This is a genomic window from Streptomyces sp. NPDC054975 (genome assembly GCF_053609105.1).
In genome coordinates, this window is sequence record NZ_JBSGWV010000002.1 from 311,455 (window position 1) to 332,814 (window position 21,360).

At 70.7% G+C, this 21,360-nt stretch carries 20 protein-coding genes; 17 read left to right on the forward strand and 3 right to left on the reverse strand.

The window, feature by feature from the left end; translation table 11 throughout:
* Positions 1-2: 2 nt before the first annotated feature.
* On the reverse strand, positions 3-1,058 hold the full coding sequence (locus ACWF79_RS03880; RefSeq protein ID WP_453726441.1) for an alpha/beta hydrolase: 1,056 nt from the start codon (positions 1,056-1,058) through the stop codon (positions 3-5).
* 226 nt (positions 1,059-1,284) lie between these two features.
* On the opposite strand from ACWF79_RS03880, the gene ACWF79_RS03885 reads away from it, so the two are divergent.
* The 5 genes from ACWF79_RS03885 to ACWF79_RS03905 all read left to right on the forward strand — a co-directional run bounded on the left by ACWF79_RS03885 (position 1,285) and on the right by ACWF79_RS03905 (position 7,216).
* A complete protein-coding gene (locus tag ACWF79_RS03885) occupies positions 1,285-3,150 on the forward strand; it encodes a protein kinase domain-containing protein (RefSeq protein WP_453726442.1) in 1,866 nt (621 codons plus the stop codon).
* Between the two features lie 68 nt (positions 3,151-3,218).
* A complete protein-coding gene (mqnC, locus tag ACWF79_RS03890) occupies positions 3,219-4,418 on the forward strand; it encodes a cyclic dehypoxanthinyl futalosine synthase (RefSeq protein ID WP_453726443.1) in 1,200 nt (399 codons plus the stop codon).
* A gap of 7 nt (positions 4,419-4,425) precedes the next feature.
* Positions 4,426-5,025, forward strand: coding sequence for an imidazolonepropionase-like domain-containing protein (locus ACWF79_RS03895; RefSeq protein ID WP_453726444.1), 600 nt, complete (start codon positions 4,426-4,428; stop codon positions 5,023-5,025).
* Positions 5,026-5,127: 102 nt separating this feature from the next.
* Positions 5,128-5,823, forward strand: coding sequence for a demethylmenaquinone methyltransferase (locus ACWF79_RS03900; protein ID WP_453726445.1), 696 nt, complete (start codon positions 5,128-5,130; stop codon positions 5,821-5,823).
* A 106-nt stretch (positions 5,824-5,929) separates the two neighbouring features.
* Positions 5,930-7,216, forward strand: coding sequence for a geranylgeranyl reductase family protein (locus ACWF79_RS03905; RefSeq protein ID WP_453726446.1), 1,287 nt, complete (start codon positions 5,930-5,932; stop codon positions 7,214-7,216).
* Here ACWF79_RS03905 and ACWF79_RS03910 read toward each other — a convergent pair.
* The gene (locus tag ACWF79_RS03910; protein ID WP_453726447.1) at positions 7,182-8,177 is read right to left on the reverse strand and encodes a helix-turn-helix domain-containing protein; all 996 of its coding nucleotides are present in this window, start codon (positions 8,175-8,177) and stop codon (positions 7,182-7,184) included. The two genes, ACWF79_RS03905 and ACWF79_RS03910, sit on opposite strands and share 35 nt — an antisense overlap.
* 76 nt (positions 8,178-8,253) lie before the next feature.
* Here ACWF79_RS03910 and ACWF79_RS03915 point away from each other — a divergent pair, with 76 nt between their 5' ends.
* The gene (locus tag ACWF79_RS03915) at positions 8,254-9,126 is read left to right on the forward strand and encodes an NAD(P)-dependent oxidoreductase (RefSeq protein WP_453726448.1); all 873 of its coding nucleotides are present in this window, start codon (positions 8,254-8,256) and stop codon (positions 9,124-9,126) included.
* 60 nt (positions 9,127-9,186) lie between these two features.
* Here ACWF79_RS03915 and ACWF79_RS03920 read toward each other — a convergent pair whose 3' ends face one another.
* Positions 9,187-10,017, reverse strand: coding sequence for a C40 family peptidase (locus tag ACWF79_RS03920; protein ID WP_453726449.1), 831 nt, complete (start codon positions 10,015-10,017; stop codon positions 9,187-9,189).
* A gap of 679 nt (positions 10,018-10,696) precedes the next feature.
* Between ACWF79_RS03920 and ACWF79_RS03925 the strand changes: the two genes are divergently transcribed.
* Genes ACWF79_RS03925 through nuoK form a run of 11 tightly spaced genes read left to right on the forward strand, consistent with a single transcriptional unit; the run spans position 10,697 to position 21,359 of the window.
* The gene (locus tag ACWF79_RS03925) at positions 10,697-11,056 is read left to right on the forward strand and encodes an NADH-quinone oxidoreductase subunit A (RefSeq protein WP_030494815.1); all 360 of its coding nucleotides are present in this window, start codon (positions 10,697-10,699) and stop codon (positions 11,054-11,056) included.
* Positions 11,057-11,073: 17 nt separating this feature from the next.
* A complete protein-coding gene (locus ACWF79_RS03930; protein ID WP_010041554.1) occupies positions 11,074-11,628 on the forward strand; it encodes a NuoB/complex I 20 kDa subunit family protein in 555 nt (184 codons plus the stop codon).
* Entirely contained in the window at positions 11,625-12,356 is a 732-nt protein-coding gene (locus ACWF79_RS03935; RefSeq protein ID WP_453726450.1) for an NADH-quinone oxidoreductase subunit C, read from the forward strand. Before ACWF79_RS03930 ends, ACWF79_RS03935 begins: the two co-directional genes overlap by 4 nt.
* Positions 12,356-13,678, forward strand: a complete 1,323-nt coding sequence (locus ACWF79_RS03940) for an NADH-quinone oxidoreductase subunit D (protein WP_453726451.1) — start codon at positions 12,356-12,358, stop codon at positions 13,676-13,678. The genes ACWF79_RS03935 and ACWF79_RS03940 overlap by 1 nt, the downstream gene beginning before the upstream one ends.
* The gene (nuoE, locus tag ACWF79_RS03945; RefSeq protein WP_453726452.1) at positions 13,675-14,418 is read left to right on the forward strand and encodes an NADH-quinone oxidoreductase subunit NuoE; all 744 of its coding nucleotides are present in this window, start codon (positions 13,675-13,677) and stop codon (positions 14,416-14,418) included. Before ACWF79_RS03940 ends, nuoE begins: the two co-directional genes overlap by 4 nt.
* Positions 14,415-15,767, forward strand: coding sequence for an NADH-quinone oxidoreductase subunit NuoF (gene nuoF / locus ACWF79_RS03950; RefSeq protein WP_453726453.1), 1,353 nt, complete (start codon positions 14,415-14,417; stop codon positions 15,765-15,767). The genes nuoE and nuoF overlap by 4 nt, the downstream gene beginning before the upstream one ends.
* Positions 15,764-18,247, forward strand: coding sequence for an NADH-quinone oxidoreductase subunit G (locus ACWF79_RS03955; RefSeq protein ID WP_453726454.1), 2,484 nt, complete (start codon positions 15,764-15,766; stop codon positions 18,245-18,247). Before nuoF ends, ACWF79_RS03955 begins: the two co-directional genes overlap by 4 nt.
* Complete coding sequence (gene nuoH, locus ACWF79_RS03960; RefSeq protein WP_453726455.1) at positions 18,244-19,599, forward strand: NADH-quinone oxidoreductase subunit NuoH; 1,356 nt, start codon at positions 18,244-18,246, stop codon at positions 19,597-19,599. Before ACWF79_RS03955 ends, nuoH begins: the two co-directional genes overlap by 4 nt.
* Positions 19,592-20,170 (forward strand): NADH-quinone oxidoreductase subunit NuoI, encoded by a 579-nt coding sequence (nuoI, locus tag ACWF79_RS03965; protein ID WP_453726456.1) that lies wholly within the window; start codon positions 19,592-19,594, stop codon positions 20,168-20,170. Before nuoH ends, nuoI begins: the two co-directional genes overlap by 8 nt.
* Complete coding sequence (locus ACWF79_RS03970; protein WP_453726457.1) at positions 20,167-21,063, forward strand: NADH-quinone oxidoreductase subunit J; 897 nt, start codon at positions 20,167-20,169, stop codon at positions 21,061-21,063. The genes nuoI and ACWF79_RS03970 overlap by 4 nt, the downstream gene beginning before the upstream one ends.
* On the forward strand, positions 21,060-21,359 hold the full coding sequence (nuoK, locus tag ACWF79_RS03975) for an NADH-quinone oxidoreductase subunit NuoK (protein ID WP_069927518.1): 300 nt from the start codon (positions 21,060-21,062) through the stop codon (positions 21,357-21,359). Before ACWF79_RS03970 ends, nuoK begins: the two co-directional genes overlap by 4 nt.
* Position 21,360: the final 1 nt, after the last annotated feature.

Sequence of the window (21,360 nt, forward strand, 5' to 3'; positions counted from 1 at the left end):
GGTCAGGGGGAGGGAACCGGGCCCTGCATCTGGCGGCTGATCCAGGCGATCGAACCCTCGCCCATCCCCCGGACGTAGCCCTTCGCGTTGTGCCCGCCGCCCTGGATGACCTGGAGGCGGGTCTTCACCGGGCCCTTCGTGTAGTCCTTCATGAAGCTCTTCAGGCGGCTCATTCCGGACTCCTCCGTCCCGATCTGGAACGCGAGGTACACCCGGTTCTTCTCGGTGTCCGGCTTCGCGCCGAGCGCCTTCGCCAGCTTCTCCGGATTGTTCGCCTGCCGCGCCGCCTCGTGCCCCGCCCACAGCGGCGAGTCCGGCGCCGTGTCCGGCCCCGAGGCGATCACGGCCTTGAACCGGTCCGGGCGCTGGAGAACGGCCTTGAGTCCGGCGAAGCCGCCCGAGGACGAGCCCATGAATGCCCAGCCGTCACGGGACGCGAAGGTGCGGAAATTCGCCCGTACGAAATCGGGCACGTCCTCCGTCAGCCAGGTACCCATTTTCGGCTGCCCCGGGATATCGCTGCCGTCGTAGTAGAACTTGTCGTCCGGGTTGAGGACAGGCATCACGACAATGAACGGAAGGCTCTTGCCCTCCTGCGCCCACGTACTGATGCTCGACTGGAGTTTGAGGTCCGTCCCCATCCAGTAATTCATCGGGTACCCGTTTCCGCCCGGCAGCGCCACGAGGACCGGGAAGCCGCTCTTCGCGTACTTCGGGTCGAAATACTGCTTCGGCGCCCACACCCACACCTTGCCCGTGAAGCCGGACTTCGCCCCGGCGAGCGTGGTGACACCGATCTTGGTGCCGTCCTCCAGGGTGTTGGCCGTCGTGAAACTCGCCTTGGGGCCGGTGGGGAGAACCGTTTCGGGACCACCCCCGCCGGCGCGCTTGCCCGCGTCCTTCCCCGCACCCTGGCCGGGGTCCTTCGCCTGCTGGGTCGTGTCACCCGCGGGGGTGTCGAACGTGAGCGGCGCGCCCTCGTCGGAGCAGCCGGTCACCAGCGCGGCCGCGGTGCCGAGGGCGAGGGCGGTGGCGAGGAACCTGGGGAGGCGGTTCATGGGGCGACTCCGGGTGTTTCGGACACGGCGGTCGATTACGGAAGGGGCTACGGAAGGGAGGAGGGGCGTGGTGGCCGATCGGTTGGCTGGGTACGGTTCCGAATCGTGGTGATCCGGCCCACGACCCACGGTGAGGGCCGCCGACCGGGCCACGTCCGGGCCACGACCGGTCACCGACCACGACCGGGCAGACGACCGGGCCACGTCCGGGCACCAAGGGGGAAACATGCAGCCGCTCGACGCCGGGGAACCCAGGACCATCGGCGCGTACCGGATCCTCGGCCGGCTCGGTTCCGGCGGGATGGGCCGCGTCTATCTGGCCCGTACGGAGGGCGGCCGGACCGTCGCCGTCAAGATCGTGCACCCGCACTTCGCCCTCGACGAGCAGTTCCGGGAGCGGTTCCGGCGCGAGGTGGCGGCCGCGCGCCGCGTCGGCGGCCGGTGGACGGCGCCCGTCCTGGACGCCGACCCCGAGGCGCCCGTCCCGTGGGTCGCGACCGGATACGTGGCCGGGCCGACGCTCACCCGGGCCGTGGAGGCCGTCGGCCCACTGCCCGAGCACACGGTACGGGCGCTGGGCGCCGGCCTCGCCGAGGCGCTGGCGGGCGTGCACGGGCTCGGCCTGGTCCACCGCGACGTGAAGCCGTCCAACGTGATGGCCACCCTGGAGGGCCCCCGCCTCATCGACTTCGGCATCGCGCGGGCCATGGACGGCACGGCGTCGCTCACGGCGAGCGGGGTCTCCATCGGCTCGCCCGGCTACATGGCGCCCGAGCAGATCCTCGGGCACGGGGCGACCGGCGCGTCCGACGTCTTCTCGCTCGGCGCGGTCCTGGCGTACGCGGCCACCGGCGCCCCGCCCTTCCCGGGCGACACCTCGGCGGCCCTGCTCTACAAGGTGGTCCACGAGGAACCCGAACTGGGCCCGGTCTCGGGGGAACTGCTCGCCCTGGTGACGGCCTGCCTCGCGAAGTCCCCTGCGGCCCGCCCGACGCCGAGCGCCCTCGCCGCCGCGCTCGCCCCGGCCGGTGCGGCGGTCCTGGTGGCGTCCGGCTGGCTGCCGCCCCGCCTCCTGGAGGAGATCAGCCGCACCGCCGTGAGCCTGCTGGACTTCGACGCGGACGCGGACGTGGGTCCGGCCCGGGACGCGCACACGGACTCGGCCGGCGACCCGGACGCGAGCATGGACCCGGCCGACGACCCGTCCCTGGCCCCGGCCCCGAACGCGGGCGCCGACGCGGCTCCGAGAGCCTCCCGAGACCCGTACGCGGACTTCGCCCCGGCCCCGGGAGCCGTCCCCGACCCGTACGCCTCGGGCCCGGTGCCCTTCACGGCCCCGTCGCTGGAAGCCGGCATGCCCGGCCCGCCGTCGGGCGTCTTCGGCCCTCCGCCGATCCCGGCACCGGACCTTCCCACCGGTCCCGCCCGCCTGGACGCCGGCGTCTACGGCCCGCCACCCGCCCCCGCCGATCTCGTACCCACCGCGCCCGGTGAACGGCGGGCGACCTTCGCCGTGGCGGGGCGGCGGGTGAGCTGCACGCTCGCGCTCTCCGTCGCGGGCGCGCTCGCCGCCGTCACGCTGGCGGCCGGCTTCCTCCACGACCTGTTGCCCGGCGGCGGCAGGGACGCCGACGCGGGCAGGACCGGCGGGACCACGTCGAGCCCGCCCGCGGCCACGGAACCCACCACCAAGACGCCGAGCCCCACCGGAACCGCGCCCGTCGGCTCCGTCCCCGCGGCCTTCCTCGGCACCTGGACCGGGCCCACCACCGAACGCAACGGCTCCCCGCACGGCGACTTCACCGTCGTGGTGACCAAGGGCGGCACCGGCGAGGACGTCGTCCGTACGACCCACACCATCACGGTCCTCGGCACCACCGTCAGCTGCCACGGCATCGGCCGGCTCACCTCCGCCACCGCCACCGAACTCCGCATCGCCGACCGCACCGACCCCGACCGCCCCGGCACCGCCGGACTCTGCACCACCGGCGCCTCCTCCTTCACCCTCACCCTGGCCGCCGACGGAACCCTGGCCTACCGCTCCCACGAGGAGGCCGCGGGCCGCCCGACCGGCACCCTGCGGAAGTCCTGAGAACAGCTGGCGTAGGCTGGTTCGGCCCGCCAAGAAGCCCAAGAACCCCTCCGAAAGGGACGCACCCGGTGACCGAGAAGGCCGACCTCCAGTCCGTGCTCGACCGTGCCGCCGAGGGTGGCCGGATCACCCCCGAGGAGGCGCTCGACCTGTACCGCTCGGCGCCGCTGCACGCGCTGGGCGCGGCGGCCGACGCGGTGCGCCGTCGCCGGTACGCGGGGACCGAGCACATCGCGACGTACATCATCGAGCGGAACATCAACTACACGAACGTCTGCATGACGGCGTGCAAGTTCTGCGCCTTCTACGCGCCGCCGAAGGACACCGCCAAGGGCTGGACGCGCGACCTCGACGACATCCTGCACCGCTGCGCGGAGACCGTGGAGCTCGGCGGCACCCAGATCATGTTCCAGGGCGGGCACCACCCGGACTACGGCGTCGAGTACTACGAGAAGCACTTCGCGGCCATCAAGAAGGACTTCCCGCAGCTGGTCATCCACTCCCTCGGCGCGTCCGAGGTCGAGCACATGGCCCGGATCTCCGGCGTCTCCGTCGAGGAGGCGATCACCCGCATCCACCAGGCCGGCCTCGACTCCTTCGCGGGCGCGGGCGCCGAGCTGCTGCCGGAGCGGCCGCGCAAGGCGATCGCCCCGCTGAAGGAGAGCGGCGAGCGGTGGCTGGAGATCATGGAGATCGCGCACAAGCTCGGGGTCGAGTCGACGTCCACGATGCTCATGGGCACGGGCGAGACGAACGCGGAGCGCATCGAGCACCTGCGGATGATCCGTGACGTGCAGGACCGGACGGGCGGCTTCCGGGCCTTCATCCCGTACACGTACCAGCCCGAGAACAACCACCTCAAGGGCCGTACGCAGGCCACGCTCTTCGAGTACCTGCGGATGATCGCGATCGCCCGGCTCTTCCTCGACAACGTGGCCCACATCCAGGGCTCGTGGCTGACCACGGGCAAGGAGATCGGCCAGCTGACGCTGCACTACGGCGCGGACGACCTCGGCTCGATCATGCTGGAGGAGAACGTCGTCTCCTCCGCGGGCGCCAAGCACCGCTCCAACCTGCGCGAGATGATCGACATGATCCGTACGGCGGACCGCGTGCCGGCGCAGCGCTCCACGACGTACGAGCACCTGGTCGTGCACGACGACCCGGCGAACGACCCGGTCGACGAGCGCGTCGCCTCGCACATCTCCTCGACGGCGATCGTGGGCGGCACGGCGCACCCGGAGCTGAAGCTCCTCGACGCCAACTGACGCCGCCGTGCTGACGATCCACGTCGCCGAGGCGTCGCCCGGGACCGCGGTCCTCGTCGACGGCGCGCACATCGCCGCCGTCGGCCCGTACGAGGACCTGGCCGCCGTACGCCCGGAGGCGCGGGTGCGGCGGTGGCCCGGCATCCTCACGCCCGGACTGCTCAACCCGTACGCCCCGGAGCTGCTCGAAGGCACCTACCACCCGGACCCGCGGGAGGCCGAGGAGTTCGGCACGCACCCGATCACGGGGGAGCGGGCTCAGGCGATCTTCCGCGCCGACCCCGCGCGGCGGGGCGCCTCGGCGCGGCGCGGGGTGCAGCGGATGCTGGCGCACGGGACGGTCGCCGTCGCCGGTGAACTGCGCGGCCGGGCCGCCGTGGACGCGGTACGCCGGGCCGGTCTCGCCGTGGGCCGGCGCCCGGAGGTGCTGCCCGGTCCGCCGTCGTTCTCCCCGGTCCCGCTGGTCCTCCTGCCCCGCCTGGCCCCGGGCGGCCCCGCCCGCTTCGCCGTCTTCGACGTCCCGAACCCCACGGCACTCGTCCGTCTCGGAGCCTCGACCTGCGTGGCGACGATCATCAACGGCCGCCTCCTCCACCGCCGCGGCTGACCCACGCACGGGGTGGCATGCCGCCGTCGTGTCCCTCAGGTCGCCTGCGAGAATGAAGGCGTCCGTACCGTGCCGTACCCGAGTCTGCGAGGCCGAACGCCAGTGACCCGCGCATCCCTGGACAAGCAGCCGCACGAAGTCGCCTCGATGTTCGACGACGTCGCCGCGAACTACGACCTCACCAACGACGTGCTCTCGCTCGGTCAGGACCGCCGCTGGCGCAAGGAGGTCGCCAAGGCGGTCGACGCCCGCCCCGCGCAGCGCGTCCTCGACCTCGCCGCCGGGACCGCGACCTCCTCGCAGCCCTTCGCCCGCGCGGGGGCGTACGTCGTGCCCTGCGACTTCTCGCTCGGCATGCTCCAGGTCGGCAAGAAGAGGCACCCGTGGATGCCGTTCACCGCCGGCGACGGCATGAACCTCCCCTTCCGTGACGACGTCTTCGACGCCGTCACCATCTCCTTCGGGCTGCGCAACATCCAGGACACCGAGGCCGCCCTGCGCGAGCTGTACCGGGTGACGAAGCCCGGCGGCCGCGTCGTGATCTGCGAGTTCTCGCACCCCACCTGGGCGCCGTTCCGCACGGTGTACGAGGAGTACCTGATGCGCGCGCTCCCGCCGGTGGCCCGCGCGGTCTCCTCCAACCCGGACGCGTACGTCTACCTCGCCGAGTCGATCCGGTCCTGGCCGGACCAGCCGACCCTGGCCGGCCTGCTCCAGAAGGCGGGCTGGTCGAAGGTCGCCTGGCGCAACCTCTCGGGCGGCATCGTGGCCCTCCACCGGGGCTTCAAGCAGCCGTAGCGACCCGGGCTTCAAGCCGCCGTCACAACCGGGGCTTCAAGCCGGGCGCGGCAACCGCCCCCCTAGACTGCAGACCTCCACCCTCGACCCTTCGGGAGACACCGCCGTGACCGAGCAGCCCCTCTCCGAGCACAGCGCAGATGTGATCGTCGTCGGGGCGGGCCCGGCCGGTTCGACGACCGCGTACTACCTCGCCAAGGCCGGGCTCGACGTCCTGCTCCTGGAGAAGACCGCGTTCCCCCGCGAGAAGGTCTGCGGCGACGGCCTCACGCCCCGCGCCACCAAGCAGCTGGTCTCCATGGGGATCGACATCTCCGAGGAGGCCGGCTGGCTGCGCAACAAGGGCCTGCGGATCATCGGCGGCGGCGTCCGCCTCCAGCTCGACTGGCCGGACCTCGCCTCGTACCCCGACTACGGACTCGTCCGCAAGCGCGACGACTTCGACGAGCAGCTCGCGCGGCAGGCGCAGAAGGCCGGCGCCCGGCTGTACGAGCGCTGCAACGTCCAGGCGCCCGTCATCGACGACCGCACCGGCCGGATCACCGGCGTGACCGCCAAGCTCGGCGAGGAGAAGCGCGAGGTCACCTTCCACGCGCCGCTCGTCGTCGCCGCCGACGGCAACTCCACCCGGCTCTCGCTCGCCATGGGCCTGCACCGGCGCGAGGACCGGCCGATGGGCGTGGCCGTCCGGACGTACTTCACCTCGCCCCGCCACGACGACGACTACCTGGAGTCCTGGCTGGAGCTGTGGGACCGGCGCGGCCCGCAGGACCGTCTCCTGCCCGGCTACGGCTGGATCTTCGGCATGGGCGACGGCACGTCCAACGTCGGCCTCGGCATCCTCAACTCCTCCTCCGCCTTCAAGGAGCTGGACTGGCGCGAGGTCCTCAAGGCCTGGTGCGCCTCGATGCCGGAGGACTGGGGCTTCACCCCGGAGAACATGACGATGCCGATCCGCGGCGCCGCGCTGCCGATGGCCTTCAACCGCCAGCCGCACTACACCAAGGGCCTGCTGCTCGTCGGTGACGCGGGCGGCCTGGTCAACCCGTTCAACGGCGAGGGCATCGCGTACGCCATGGAGTCCGGCCAGATCGCGGCCGACGTCATCGTCCAGGCGCACGCCCGCGCGACCCCGGCCCAGCGCGAACTGGCCCTGCACCACTACCCGAAGATCCTCAAGGACACCTACGGCGGGTACTACACGCTCGGCCGCGCGTTCGTGAAGATCATCGGCAACCCGAAGATCATGAAGATCGCGACCCAGCGCGGTCTGACCCATCCGGTCCTGATGAAGTTCACGCTGAAGATGCTCGCCAACCTCACCGACCCGACGGGCGGCGACGCGATGGACCGCATCATCAACGGCCTTTCGAAGGTGGCCCCGAAGGCCTGAACGCCCGGCGGTAGTCCGAGGGGGAGACCCCGACGGTACGGGTGAAGTGGCGGCGCAGATTCGCCGCCGTACCGAGCCCGCTGTGGTCGCCGATCTGCTCCACCGGCAGATCGGTCGACTCCAGGAGCGTCTGGGCGCGCGCCACCCGCTGCTGGAGCAGCCACTGCAGCGGGGTGGTTCCGCACGCCTCCTGTACGCGCCGGTGGAAGGTGCGCGGGCTCATCCGGGCCCGCCGCGCCAGCCCCTCCACGGTCAGCGGCTCGGCCAGGTGCTCGGTCGCCCACTGCAGTACGGGCCCCAGGCTCTCGGCATCGCTCGGCGGGAGCGGCGCCTCGATGAACTGGGCCTGCCCCCCGGTGCGGTGGGCCGGGACGACGAGACGACGGGCGAGCTGCCCGGCGGCCGTCGCGCCGAGGTCCTTGCGGACGAGATGCAGACAGAGGTCGAGCGCGGCCGTCGCCCCGGCGCTCGTCAGCACCGTTCCCTCGTCCGTGTAGAGGACCGAGTCGTCCACGATCACCTCGGGGTGGCGGGCGGCGAGCTGCCCGGTGTGCTGCCAATGGGCGGTGGCCCGGCGGCCGTCGAGGAGTCCGGCGGCCGCGAGCGCGAACGCGCCGGTGCACAGGGAGACCATCCGGGCCCCGGCCGCGGCGGCCGCGCGCAGCGCCTCGACCAGCTCGACCGGCACCTCCTCGCCGTCCTCCACGACGGCGTCGGGCACGGACGGCACGATGACGGTGTCGGCGCCGACGAGCCCGTCGAGCCCGTGGTCCGTCCGCACGGAGAAGACTCCCGTGCCGCCCGCGTCCCCGCACAGCCGGAGCTCGTACCAGGGGTCGGCGAGGTCGGGGTGCGGGACGCCGAAGACGGTGGCGGCGATGGAGAGTTCGTACAGCTCCCACAGCGACGTTCCGACGCGCCGGTCCGGCACGACGGCGATGGCGACGACTCCCGTACTCATACCGCCGAACCTACGGCAGGAATCGTGCGGCCGTGGTCAGTCCTGCCACTGTCGGCCGGATTCCGCCGCTGCGAGCGTGGAGTCCATGAACAAGCCGAACGTCACCGTCATCGGCCTCGGACAGATGGGCTGCGCCCTCGCCGACGCCTTCCTCGCCGCAGGCCACCCCACCACCGTCTGGAACCGTACGCAGGCCAAGGCCGACGCCCTGGCCGCCCGCGGCGCCACCCGCGCCGCCACCGTCGCCGAGGCCGTCGAGGCGAGCGAACTCGTCGTGGTCTGCGTCCTAGACGACACGGCCGTACGCGAACTCCTCGCCCCGGTCGCCGCGACGCTCCGCGGCCGGGCCCTGGTGAACCTCACCAGCGGCTCCCCGGAGCAGGCGCGCGCGGAGGCGGAGTGGGCGGCGGCGCACGGCATCGGCTACCTGGACGGCGGCATCATGACGACCCCGCCGGGGATCGGCGACAGCGCCAACATGATCCTGTACGCGGGCTCGCCCGCACTGCTCGCGCAGCACCGGCCGACCCTGGAGGTCCTCGGCGACCCGGTCGACCTCGGTCCGGACGCCGGGCTCGCCTCGCTGTACGACGCCGGGCTGCTCGGGCTCATGTGGTCGGTCTTCGGCGGCTGGCTGCACGCCACCGCCCTCGTCGGCGCGGACGGGGTCGCGGCCAAGGACTTCACCGCGCTGGCGAACCGCTGGCTGAAGACGGTCTCCTGGTTCATGACGGGGTACGCCGAGCAGATCGACGCGGGGGAGTACCCGGGCGCGGACGCCACGATCGACGTACAGGTCGCGGCGATCGGGCACCTGCTGCACGCGGCGGAGGCGCGCGGCATCGACGACCGGCTGCCGCGCCTGCACCTGGAGCTGATGCGCGCCGCCGTCGACGCCGGTCACGGCGGGGACAGCTACGCCCGGATCGTCGAAACCTTCCGCAAGTAGGGCAAACAGGGAAAAGCCGTCACTCCCCCGAGGAGTGACGGCCTTTCGACGTGCGGGTGATCAGAGGATCCGGACCGCGCCCGAGGGCATGTCCCAGTCCAGGGAGCGCTCGACGACACCGGTCGACGGGTTCTGCGCGCCGACGTACATGCCGCCGCCCACGTAGATGGCCACGTGGTACGAGCCGCTGCGGCTGCCCCAGTACAGGATGTCGCCCGGCTGGAGGTTGCTCAGCGAGACGGACGTACCCATGGAGGACTGGGAGCTGGAGACGCGGGGCAGGTCGATGCCGGCCTGGCGGTACGCGGCCTGGACCAGGCCGGAGCAGTCCCAGGAGTTGGGGCCGGTGCCGCCGGAGACGTAGGCGTCGCCGACCTGGGCACGGGCGAAGGCCACGATGGCTGCGGCGGACCCGGTGGGCGCCTGGGTGTTGCTGCTGTACGAGGAGTCGCCGTCCGAGGAGGACGAGGAGCCGGTGGACCCGGAGAGCTGGGTGCGCGCCTGGGTGCGGGAGGCGCGCTCGCGGGCCTCTTCGCGGGCCTTCTCCGCCTTCTCGGCCTCGGCCTTGCGGTCGGCCTCGGCCTTGGCCTTCTTGGCGTCCTTGGCGGCCTTCTCCAGGGCGGCGGTCTCCTGGGCCTGCAGGCTCAGGTCGAGGGCCTCCTGCTGGGACGCCTCGGCCGAGGCGGAGACGGCGCTCGCCAGTTCGGTGTCGAGCGAGCCCAGCGTGGGCATCTCGATGGTCTCGGTCACCGGCTCGGCATTCGCCGGCCCGGCAGCACCGGCCACCGCGATGGTGCTGAGGACGCCACCGGCAACTCCGGCACGGAGCGCGAGCTTCGAGGCGCTACGGCGGGGCTTCCGGTGGCTGGGTATGTGAGCGGTCTGGGACATGAGTACAACCGCTATCAGGGCTTCACGGTTCCCATCAAGAAACGTGGGTTGCGCCACAGTTACGTCCGGAACCACTTAATCCGCTTATCTGGCGGCTTTATTGACGCCGTAACGGACAATCCGGGCGCGGCCCATCTGGCCCTTGATCAAGGGTTTTCAATGAAACGTCCGAATTGACCGCCGCTTACCACCTCTTCACGCCGATGGCCAAGCCCCGCTTTCCCCGCCCCCTTGTCGGTGTGGTGCAGGTCACATCGGGGGTCCGTCAGGCGGGCGTGCGGTTCGTGAATCGGCGCACACGTCCACTTCGCTCCGTTCGACCCCCCGACCGGGCGACGGCCCGGTCCTTTATCACCTGGCTGGAGTCCATCGCCAATTTGCTTGTAGGCGCCATCTCTTGATAGGGCGACACCCCTCCGACCAGCGCTTTCCGGTCCGGATGTCACAACTGGTGATCACCTGGGCGCTTCGAGTGCCAAGATCACCGCTCATCCGACTTCATGATCGTTCGTCAGGTGGTGGAGATCACAAAGTCGTTGACGTACCCCGTGTCGCAGATCACAGAGGGGCGGGCATAAGATGCGGGGCAGTCGGGCTTGTGAACTGCCTCACATGGAGGCGATCTTTGCGCCCGACAGTGCGGTCCAACGGTCAAGGACGACTGGAAGGAGCGAGGAGCGTGAATGCGTACGCGCCCATCCTCGTGCTCGGTGCCCTGGGTGCGGGGTTTGCGATCTTCTCCGTGGTCATGGCCACGCTAATCGGCCCAAAGCGGTACAACAGGGCAAAACTTGAGGCATACGAGTGCGGCATCGAACCGACGCCCACACCGGCCGGAGGCGGCCGCTTCCCCATCAAGTACTACCTGACGGCGATGCTCTTCATCGTCTTCGACATCGAGATCGTCTTCCTCTACCCCTGGGCCGTCACCTTCGACGCCCTGGGGCTTTTCGGGCTCGTGGAGATGCTGCTCTTCGTGCTCACCGTCTTCGTCGCCTACGCCTACGTGTGGCGGCGCGGCGGCCTGGAATGGGACTGAGGGGCTGAGGGGCACCTATGGGACTCGAAGAGAAGCTGCCGAGCGGCTTTCTGCTGACGACGGTCGAACAGGCCGCGGGCTGGGTGCGCAAGTCATCCGTCTTCCCCGCCACCTTCGGCCTCGCCTGCTGCGCCATCGAGATGATGACGACCGGCGCCGGCCGCTACGACCTGGCGCGCTTCGGCATGGAGGTCTTCCGCGGCTCGCCGCGCCAGGCCGATCTGATGATCGTCGCGGGCCGGGTCAGCCAGAAGATGGCGCCGGTCCTGCGGCAGGTCTACGACCAGATGCCCAACCCCAAGTGGGTCATCTCCATGGGGGTTTGCGCGTCTTCGGGCGGCATGTTCAACAATTACGCGATTGTGCAGGGCGTTGACCACATTGTTCCGGTTGACATCTATTTGCCGGGTTGTCCGCCGCGCCCGGAGATGCTGATGGACGCGATTCTCAAGCTCCACCAGAAGATCCAGACCTCCAAGCTCGGCGTGAACGCCGAGGAGGCGGCCCGCGAGGCGGAGGAAGCGGCGCTCAAGGCGCTGCCGACCATCGAGATGAAGGGGCTCCTCCGTTGAGTGACGAGACTCCCAACCCCGAGAAGGAGCTCTCCGAGCAGAACCTTCCGGGCCAGCGCGGGGAGCACGGCGAGGAGGTCCGCGTCCAGCGCGGGATGTTCGGCGCCAACAACGGCGGTGACACCTCCGGCTACGGCGGCCTCGTCCGCTCCGTACGCCTGCCCGGCCCGGCCACCCGCCCCTACGGCGGCTGGTTCGACGAGGTCGCCGACGAACTCGAAGGCGCCCTCGACGAGCAGGGTCTGCTGCCCGAGAACGCCATCGAGAAGACGGTCGTCGACCGCGGCGAGCTCACCTTCCACATCGCGCGCGAGCACCTCGTCCGCGTCGCCCGCACCCTGCGCGACGACCCGGCCCTGCGCTTCGAGCTCTGTACGGGTGTCTCCGGCGTCCACTACCTCGGCGACAAGGGCCGCGAGCTGCACGCCGTCTACCACCTGCGCTCGCTCACCCACGGCCGGCTGATCCGCCTGGAGGTGTCCGCCCCGGACGCCGACCCGCACATCCCGTCGCTCACCGCGGTCTATCCGACCAACGACTGGCACGAGCGCGAGACGTACGACTTCTTCGGCATCGTCTTCGACGGCCACCCCGCCCTCACCCGGATCATGATGCCGGACGACTGGCAGGGCCACCCGCAGCGCAAGGACTACCCCCTCGGCGGCATCCCCGTCGAGTACAAGGGCGCCCAGATCCCGGCTCCTGACCAGCGGAGGTCGTACAGCTGATGAGCACCGAACACGCCTCCGCCCGGGAGACCACCGAAGGCACCGTCTACACCGTCACCGGCGGCGACTGGGAAGAAGTCGTCGAGTCCGCCGCCAAGGCCGACGACGAGCGCATCATCGTCAACATGGGCCCCCAGCACCCGTCCACGCACGGCGTGCTGCGGCTGATCCTGGAGATCGACGGCGAGACCGTCACCGAGGCCCGCTGCGGCATCGGCTACCTCCACACCGGCATCGAGAAGAACCTCGAATTCCGGAACTGGACGCAGGGCACCACCTTCGTCACGCGCATGGACTACCTCACCTCGTTCTACAACGAGACGGCGTACTGCCTGGGCGTCGAGAAGCTGCTCGACATCACCGAGCAGATCCCGGCCCGCGCCAGCGTCATCCGCGTGATGCTGATGGAGCTCAACCGGCTCTCCTCCCACCTGGTGGCCATCGCCACCGGCGGCATGGAGCTGGGCGCCACCACGATCATGATCTACGGCTTCCGCGACCGCGAGATGATCCTGGACCTGTACGAGCTGATCACCGGACTGCGCATGAACCACGCGTTCATCCGCCCCGGCGGCCTCGCCCAGGACCTCCCGCCCGGCGCCGTCGACGCCGTGCGCGAGTTCGTGAAGACCATGAAGAAGAACCTGCCGGAGTACGACAAGCTCGCCACCGGCAACCCCATCTTCAAGGCCCGCATGCAGGACGTCGGCTACCTCGACCTCGCCGGCTGCATGGCGCTCGGCGCCACCGGACCGATCCTGCGCGCCGCGGGCCTCCCGCACGACCTGCGCAAGACCGACCCGTACTGCGGCTACGAGAACTACGAGTTCGACGTCCCGACCGCCGACACCTGCGACTCCTACGGGCGCTTCCTCATCCGCCTGGAGGAGATGCGGCAGTCCCTGCGGATCGTCGAGCAGTGCCTCGACCGGCTCGCGCCCGGGCCGGTCATGGTCGGCGACAAGAAGATCGCCTGGCCCGCGCAGCTCGCGCTCGGCCCGGACGGACTCGGCAACTCCCTCGACCACATCAAGAAGATCATGGGCACCTCCATGGAGGCCCTGATCCACCACTTCAAGTTGGTCACCGAGGGCTTCCGCGTCCCGGCCGGACAGGCCTACGCGGCCGTCGAGTCACCCAAGGGCGAACTGGGCGTGCACGTCGTCTCCGACGGCGGCACCCGCCCCTACCGGGTCCACTTCCGCGACCCGTCCTTCACCAACCTGCAGGCCATGGCGGCGATGTGCGAGGGCGGCCAGGTCGCCGACGTCATCGTCGCCGTCGCGTCCATCGACCCCGTGATGGGAGGCGTCGACCGATGACGGACGGACAGACCAGTCTCGGGATGCCCCAGCTCCCCGCCCCCGACTACCCGGCCGAGGTACGCGCCCGGCTGGAGGCGGACGCCAAGGAGATCATCGCCCGCTACCCGGGGTCCCGCTCCGCGCTCCTGCCGCTGCTGCACCTCGTGCAGTCGGAGGAGGGCCATGTGACGCGTACCGGCATGAAGTTCTGCGCCGAGGTCCTCGGCCTGACCACCGCCGAGGTCACCGCGGTCGCCACCTTCTACACCATGTACCGCCGCAAGCCCTCGGGCGACTACCAGGTCGGCGTCTGCACCAACACGCTCTGCGCGGTCATGGGCGGCGACGCCATCTTCGAGGAGCTCAAGGCGCACCTGGGCGTCGGCAACGACGAGACGACCCCGGACGGCAAGGTCACGCTGGAGCACATCGAGTGCAACGCGGCCTGCGACTTCGCGCCCGTGATGATGGTGAACTGGGAGTTCTTCGACAACCAGACGCCCGAGTCCGCGAAGAAGATCGTCGACGACCTGAGGGCCGGCCGCCCCGTCGAACCGACGCGCGGCGCCCCCCTCTGCACGTACAAGGAGACCGCCCGCATCCTGGCCGGTTTCCCCGACGAGCGCGAGGGGGCCGTCGAGGCCACCGGAGGGGCCGGCCCGGCCTCGCTCGTCGGGCTGCGGCTGGCCAAGGGCGAGACCCCGCACCACAAGATCGTCCACCCGCGCGGCGAAGCAGCCAGTGGGGAGGGGGAGTGATGACCTTGGCAGCCGAGATCAACAACAGCAGCCCCGAGAAGCTTCTCGCGCCGGTGCTTTCGGCGTTCTGGGACCAGCCCGAGTCCTGGACCCTGGAGACGTACCAGCGGCACGACGGGTACGAAGGGCTCCGCAAGGCCCTCGCGATGTCGCCCGACGACGTCATCGCGTACGTCAAGGACTCCGGTCTGCGCGGCCGTGGCGGCGCCGGCTTCCCCACCGGAATGAAGTGGCAGTTCATCCCGCAGGGCGACGGCAAGCCGCACTACCTCGTCGTCAACGCCGACGAGTCCGAGCCCGGCACCTGCAAGGACATCCCGCTCCTCTTCGCCAACCCGCACTCCCTCATCGAGGGCATGATCATCGCCTGCTACGCGATCCGCTCCGAGCACGCGTTCATCTACCTGCGCGGCGAGGTCGTACCCGTCCTGCGCCGCCTGCACGAGGCGGTGCGCGAGGCGTACGACGCGGGCTTCCTGGGCGAGAACATCCTCGGCAGCGGCCTGAACCTCGACATCACCGTGCACGCCGGCGCCGGCGCGTACATCTGCGGCGAGGAGACCGCGCTGCTCGACTCGCTCGAAGGACGGCGCGGCCAGCCCCGGCTGCGTCCCCCCTTCCCCGCGGTCGCCGGTCTGTACGCGTGCCCCACCGTCGTGAACAACGTCGAGTCCATCGCGTCCGTTCCCGCGATCATGAACCGGGGCAAGGACTGGTTCAAGTCGATGGGCAGCGAGAAGTCCCCGGGCTTCACCCTCTACTCGCTCAGCGGGCACGTCGCCACGCCGGGCCAGTACGAGGCGCCCCTCGGGATCACGCTGCGCCAGCTGCTCGACATGAGCGGCGGGATGCGGCCGGGCCACCGGCTGAAGTTCTGGACCCCCGGCGGCTCCTCCACGCCGATGTTCACCGACGAGCACCTCGACGTCCCGCTCGACTACGAGGGCGTCGGCGCGGCCGGCTCCATGCTCGGCACGAAGGCGCTCCAGTGCTTCGACGAGACCACGTGCGTGGTCCGCGCGGTGACCCGCTGGACCGAGTTCTACGCCCACGAGTCCTGCGGCAAGTGCACGCCGTGCCGCGAAGGCACGTACTGGCTCGTGCAGTTGCTGCGCGACATCGAGGCCGGCAAGGGCGCGATGTCCGACCTCGACAAGCTGAACGACATCGCCGACAACATCAACGGCAAGTCGTTCTGCGCGCTCGGCGACGGCGCCGCCTCGCCGATCTTCTCCTCGCTGAAGTACTTCCGTGAGGAGTACGAGCAGCACATCACCGGCCGGGGCTGCCCCTTCGACCCGGCCAAGTCGACCGCCTGGGCGGACAACCACAAGGAGGTGACGGCATGACGGTCACCACGGCCGGCTCGGCCGGTGGCGGTTCCCCGGCGGTACCGCCCGAGGATCTCGTCACGCTGACCATCGACGGTGCCGAGATCTCCGTCCCCAAGGGGACCCTGGTCATCCGCGCCGCCGAACAGCTCGGCATCGAGATCCCCCGGTTCTGCGACCACCCGCTCCTCGACCCCGCCGGCGCCTGCCGCCAGTGCATCGTCGAGGTCGAGGGCCAGCGCAAGCCGATGGCGTCCTGCACCATCACCTGCACCGACGGCATGGTGGTGAAGTCCCAGCTGACCTCGCCCGTCGCCGAGAAGGCCCAGCACGGCGTGATGGAGCTGCTGCTCATCAACCACCCGCTGGACTGCCCGGTCTGCGACAAGGGCGGCGAGTGCCCGCTGCAGAACCAGGCGCTGTCCCACGGGCAGGCCGAGTCCCGCTTCGACGGCAAGAAGCGGACCTTCGAGAAGCCGGTACCGATCTCCACGCAGGTGCTGCTCGACCGCGAGCGGTGCGTGCTGTGCGCCCGCTGCACCCGGTTCTCGAACCAGATCGCCGGCGACCCGATGATCGAGCTCCTCGAGCGCGGCGCGCTCCAGCAGGTCGGCACCGGCGAGGGCGACCCGTTCGAGTCGTACTTCTCCGGGAACACCATCCAGATCTGCCCGGTGGGCGCGCTGACCTCGGCCGCGTACCGGTTCCGCTCCCGCCCCTTCGACCTGGTGTCCTCGCCGAGCGTCTGCGAGCACTGCGCGGGCGGCTGCGCCACGCGCACCGACCACCGGCGCGGCAAGGTCATGCGGCGGCTCGCGGCGGAGGACCCGGAGGTCAACGAGGAGTGGGTGTGCGACAAGGGGCGGTTCGCCTTCCGGTACGCCCAGCAGCGTGACCGGCTCACCACCCCCCTCGTACGGAACCCGGAGACGGGCGCGCTGGAGCCGGCGTCCTGGCCGGAGGCCCTGGAGGCGGCGGCCCGTGGACTGGTCCGGGGCCGTACCGGCGTCCTGGCCGGCGGCCGGCTGACCGTCGAGGACTCCTACGCGTACGCCAAGTTCGCCCGCGTCGCCCTCGACACCAACGACGTCGACTTCCGGGCCCGGGTCCACTCCAGCGAGGAGGCCGACTTCCTGGCCTCGCAGGTCGCCGGCCGTGGACGCGATCTGGACGGCAGCGGAGTGACGTACACCGCGCTCGAAGCCGCCCCGGCCGTGCTGCTCGTCGGCTTCGAGTCCGAGGAGGAGGCGCCCGGCGTCTTCCTGCGGCTGCGCAAGGCCTGGCGCAAGCACGGCCAGAAGACGTACGCGCTGGCCGCGTTCGCGACCCGCGGCCTGGAGAAGGCGGGCGGCACGCTGCTGCCGGCCGCGCCCGGCACCGAGACCGAGTGGCTCGACGCGCTCACCTCCCGGGTCGGGCTCGACGAGGACGGTACGCGGGCGGCGGAGGCACTCCGCCAGGACGGCGCGGTCGTCGTGGTCGGCGAGCGGCTCGCCGCCGTACCGGGCGGGCTGACCGCCGCCGTACGGACGGCGGCGGCGACCGGCGCCAAGCTGGTGTGGATCCCGCGCCGGGCCGGAGAGCGCGGCGCGCTCGAAGCCGGCGCCATCCCGACGCTGCTGCCCGGCGGCCGCCCCGCGACCGACCCACGCGCGCGTGAGGAGGTCGCCGCCGCCTGGGGCGTACGCGACCTTCCGCACGGCTACGGCCGCGACACCGGCCAGATCGTCGAGGCCGCGGCCACCGGCGAACTGGGCGCGCTGCTCGTCGGCGGCGTCGAGCTCCGCGACCTGCCGGACCCGGCACGCGCGCGTGAAGCCCTCGACGCGGCGTTCGTGGTCTCCCTGGAGCTGCGGCCGAGCGAGGTCACCGAGCGGGCCGACGTGGTCCTGCCGGTCGCCGCGGTCGCCGAGAAGTCCGGCACCTTCCTCAACTGGGAAGGCAGGGCACGGCTCTTCGAGGCCGCGCTCAAGCCCGAGCACATGACCCGGACCCTTGCGCCGAGCGACACGCGCGTGCTCCACATGCTCGCCGACGCCCTCGACGCGCACCTGGCCCTGCCCGACCTGCGGTCGGTCCGCCGGGAGCTGGACCGGCTCGGCGGCTGGGACGGCCGGCGGGCCTCGGAGCCGACCGAGCCCGCACAGCCCGCGCCCCGCCCGGGCGAGGGCGAGGCGGTTCTCGCCGGACACCGGCTCCTGCTCGACCTGGGCCGCCTCCAGGAGGGCGACACGGCGCTCGCCGGCACCCGCCACGCGGCCGTCGCCCGCCTCTCGGCCACCACCGCGGCCGAGACGGGCGTCAAGGACGGCGACGTCCTCGCCGTCACGGGCCCCGCGGGCACGACCCGCTTCCCGCTCCAGGTGACGGAGATGCCCGACCGCGTGGTCTGGCTCCCCCTCAACTCCGCGGCGGGCGGCGTCCTCTCCGACACCGGCGCCCACCCGGGCGACCTGGTCCGCATCGGCGCGGCGACGTCGACGGAGGTGCAGGCATGACCACGCTGCTCGCCGCGGAAGACCTCTCCATGTTCGGGACCGACCCCTGGTGGCTCGTCGCGATCAAGGCCGTCTTCTGCTTCGCCTTCCTCATGGTCACCGTGCTCTTCTCCATCGTGTGGGAGCGCAAGGTCGTCGCCTGGATGCAGCTGCGCATCGGGCCCAACCGGCACGGACCCTGGGGATTCCTCCAGTCCCTCGCGGACGGCATCAAGCTGATGCTGAAGGAGGACGTCGTCGTCAAGCGCGCCGACAAGGTCGTCTACATCCTCGCGCCGATCATCGCCGCCGCCCCCGCGTTCATGGCCATCGCCGTGATCCCGTTCGGCCCGGCCGGCAACGAGGTCTCGATCTTCGGCCACCGCACCACGATGCAGCTCACCGACCTGCCGATCGCGATGCTGTACGTCCTCGCGATCGCCTCCGTCGGCATCTACGGCATCGTGCTCGCCGGCTGGTCCTCCGGCTCCACGTACCCGCTCCTCGGCGGCCTGCGCTCCTGCGCCCAGATGATCTCCTACGAGATCGCCATGGGCGCCGCGTTCGCCTCCGTCTTCCTCTACGCCGGGTCGATGTCGACCTCGGCGATCGTCGAGGCACAGGCCGACCGCTGGTTCATCATCCTGCTGCCGGTCTCGTTCATCATCTACATCGTCACGATGGTCGGCGAGACCAACCGCGCCCCCTTCGACATGCCGGAGTCCGAGGGCGACCTCGTCGGCGGCTTCAACACCGAGTACTCCTCCATCAAGTTCGCGATGTTCATGCTCGCCGAGTACGTGAACATGGTGACGGTCTCCGCGGTCTCCGTGACGCTCTTCCTGGGCGGCTGGCGCGCCCCGTACCCGGTCTCCACCTTCTGGGAGGGCGCGAACCACGGCTGGTGGCCGATGCTCTGGTTCATCCTCAAGGTGCAGCTGCTGCTGTTCTTCTTCATCTGGCTGCGCGGCACGCTTCCCCGCGTCCGCTACGACCAGCTGATGAAGCTCGGCTGGAAGGTCCTCATCCCTGTCTCGGTGCTCTGGCTGATGCTGGTCGCCACCGTCCGGGCCCTGCGCAACGAGAACTTCGCGTTCCAGACGATCGTGCTCTACGTCGCCGGAGCCGTGATCGGCGTCCTGCTGATCTCCTTCGTCGCCGACATGTTCCGCGACAAGCGGGCGAAGGCGGCCGAGGTGGAGGACGAGCCGCCGTTCGACCCGATGGCCGGTGGGTTCCCCGTACCGCCCAAGCCCGGACAGTCCCTGCCGCCCGTGCCGCGGCGCAGGCCGCGTGTGGATCGCGACCTGGTTGTCAGTGGTGGCCCCGATACTGCTACTGCGAGTGAGGGAAAGGAGACGGACGGTGTCTGATTTCCAGAATCCGGTGGCCGGCTTCGGCGTGACCTTCAAGGCCATGTTCAAGAAGCGGCTGACCGAGCAGTACCCGGAGGAGCGCAAGACGACGGCGCCCCGCTTCCACGGCCGCCACCAGCTCAACCGTCATCCGGACGGACTTGAGAAGTGCGTGGGCTGCGAGCTGTGCGCCTGGGCCTGTCCCGCGGACGCCATCTACGTGGAGGGCGCGGACAACACCGACGAGGAGCGCTACTCCCCGGGCGAGCGGTACGGCCGCGTCTACCAGATCAACTACGCCCGCTGCATCTTCTGCGGCCTGTGCATCGAGGCCTGCCCGACGCGGGCGCTGACGATGACGAACGAGTTCGAGCTGGCCGACACCTCGCGGGCGAACCTGATCTTCACCAAGGAGCAGCTCCTCGCGGGCCTGGAGGAGGGCATGGTCGACTCCCCGCACTCGATCTTCCCGGGCATGGACGAGCAGGACTACTACCGGGGCCTGGTCACCGAGGCCGCCCCGGGCACCGTCCAGCAGGTCGCCACGTCCAAGGGGGAGAAGGGCGAGTCGGAAGAGGTGGACGCATGAGCGCCGTCCTCGCGCCGGAGACCCTGGCCGCGTACAGCACCTCCGGCGGTGAGGCCTTCCAGTTCTGGGTCCTGGGCACCGTCGCCGTCATCGGCGCGCTCGCCACGGTCCTGATGAAGAAGGCCATGCACAGCGCGCTGTCGCTGGCCGGCACGATGATCGTCCTCGCGGTCTTCTACCTCGCCAACGGCGCGTACTTCCTCGGCATCGTCCAGATCGTCGTCTACACCGGCGCGATCATGATGCTCTTCCTCTTCATCGTCATGCTGGTCGGTGTCACGGCCGCGGACTCGCTGAAGGAGACCATCAAGGGCCAGCGCTGGTGGGCCGCCGCCTGCGGGCTCGGCTTCGGCATCCTGCTGATCGCCGGCATCGGCCAGGCCTCCCTGACGGAGTTCAACGGACTCGGCGCCGCCAACGGGGCGTACGGCGGAAACGTGGAGGGCCTCGCCGCCCTCATCTTCACCAAGTACGTCTTCGCCTTCGAGATCACCGGCGCGCTGCTCATCACCGCGGCCGTCGGCGCGATGGTCCTCACCCACCGCGAGCGCACCGAACGGGCACGCACCCAGCGGGAGCTGTCGGAGCAGCGCGTACGGGAAGGCAAGCACGTGCCGCCGCTGCCCGCGCCGGGTGTCTACGCCCGGCACAACGCGGTGGACATCGCCGGTCTGCTGCCCGACGGCACGCCCGCCGAGCTGACCGTGATGCAGACGCTGCGCAAGCGCGGCCAGGTCCGTGACGTGTCCGGCGAGGCGCTGGCCGACCTGAAGGCGCTGGAGCAGCGCGCGCAGGAGCGGCTGGGCCGGGACCGGGACGCCGTCGGCCACCGGGACGCCGCCGGTAGGCGCGACGCCGCCGGCAGCCGGGACGAAGAGGAGGCCACGCGATGAACCCGGTCAACTATCTCTATCTCGCCGCCCTGTTGTTCACCATCGGCGCGGCCGGGGTGCTGATCCGGCGCAACGCGATCGTGGTCTTCATGTGCGTCGAGCTGATGCTCAACGCCTGCAACCTCGCGTTCGTCGCCTTCTCCCGGATGCACGGCAACCTCGACGGCCAGATCATCGCCTTCTTCACGATGGTCGTCGCCGCCGCGGAGGTCGTCGTCGGGCTCGCGATCATCGTGTCGCTGTTCCGTTCCCGCCACTCGGCCTCGGTCGACGACGCCAGCCTGATGAAGCTGTAAG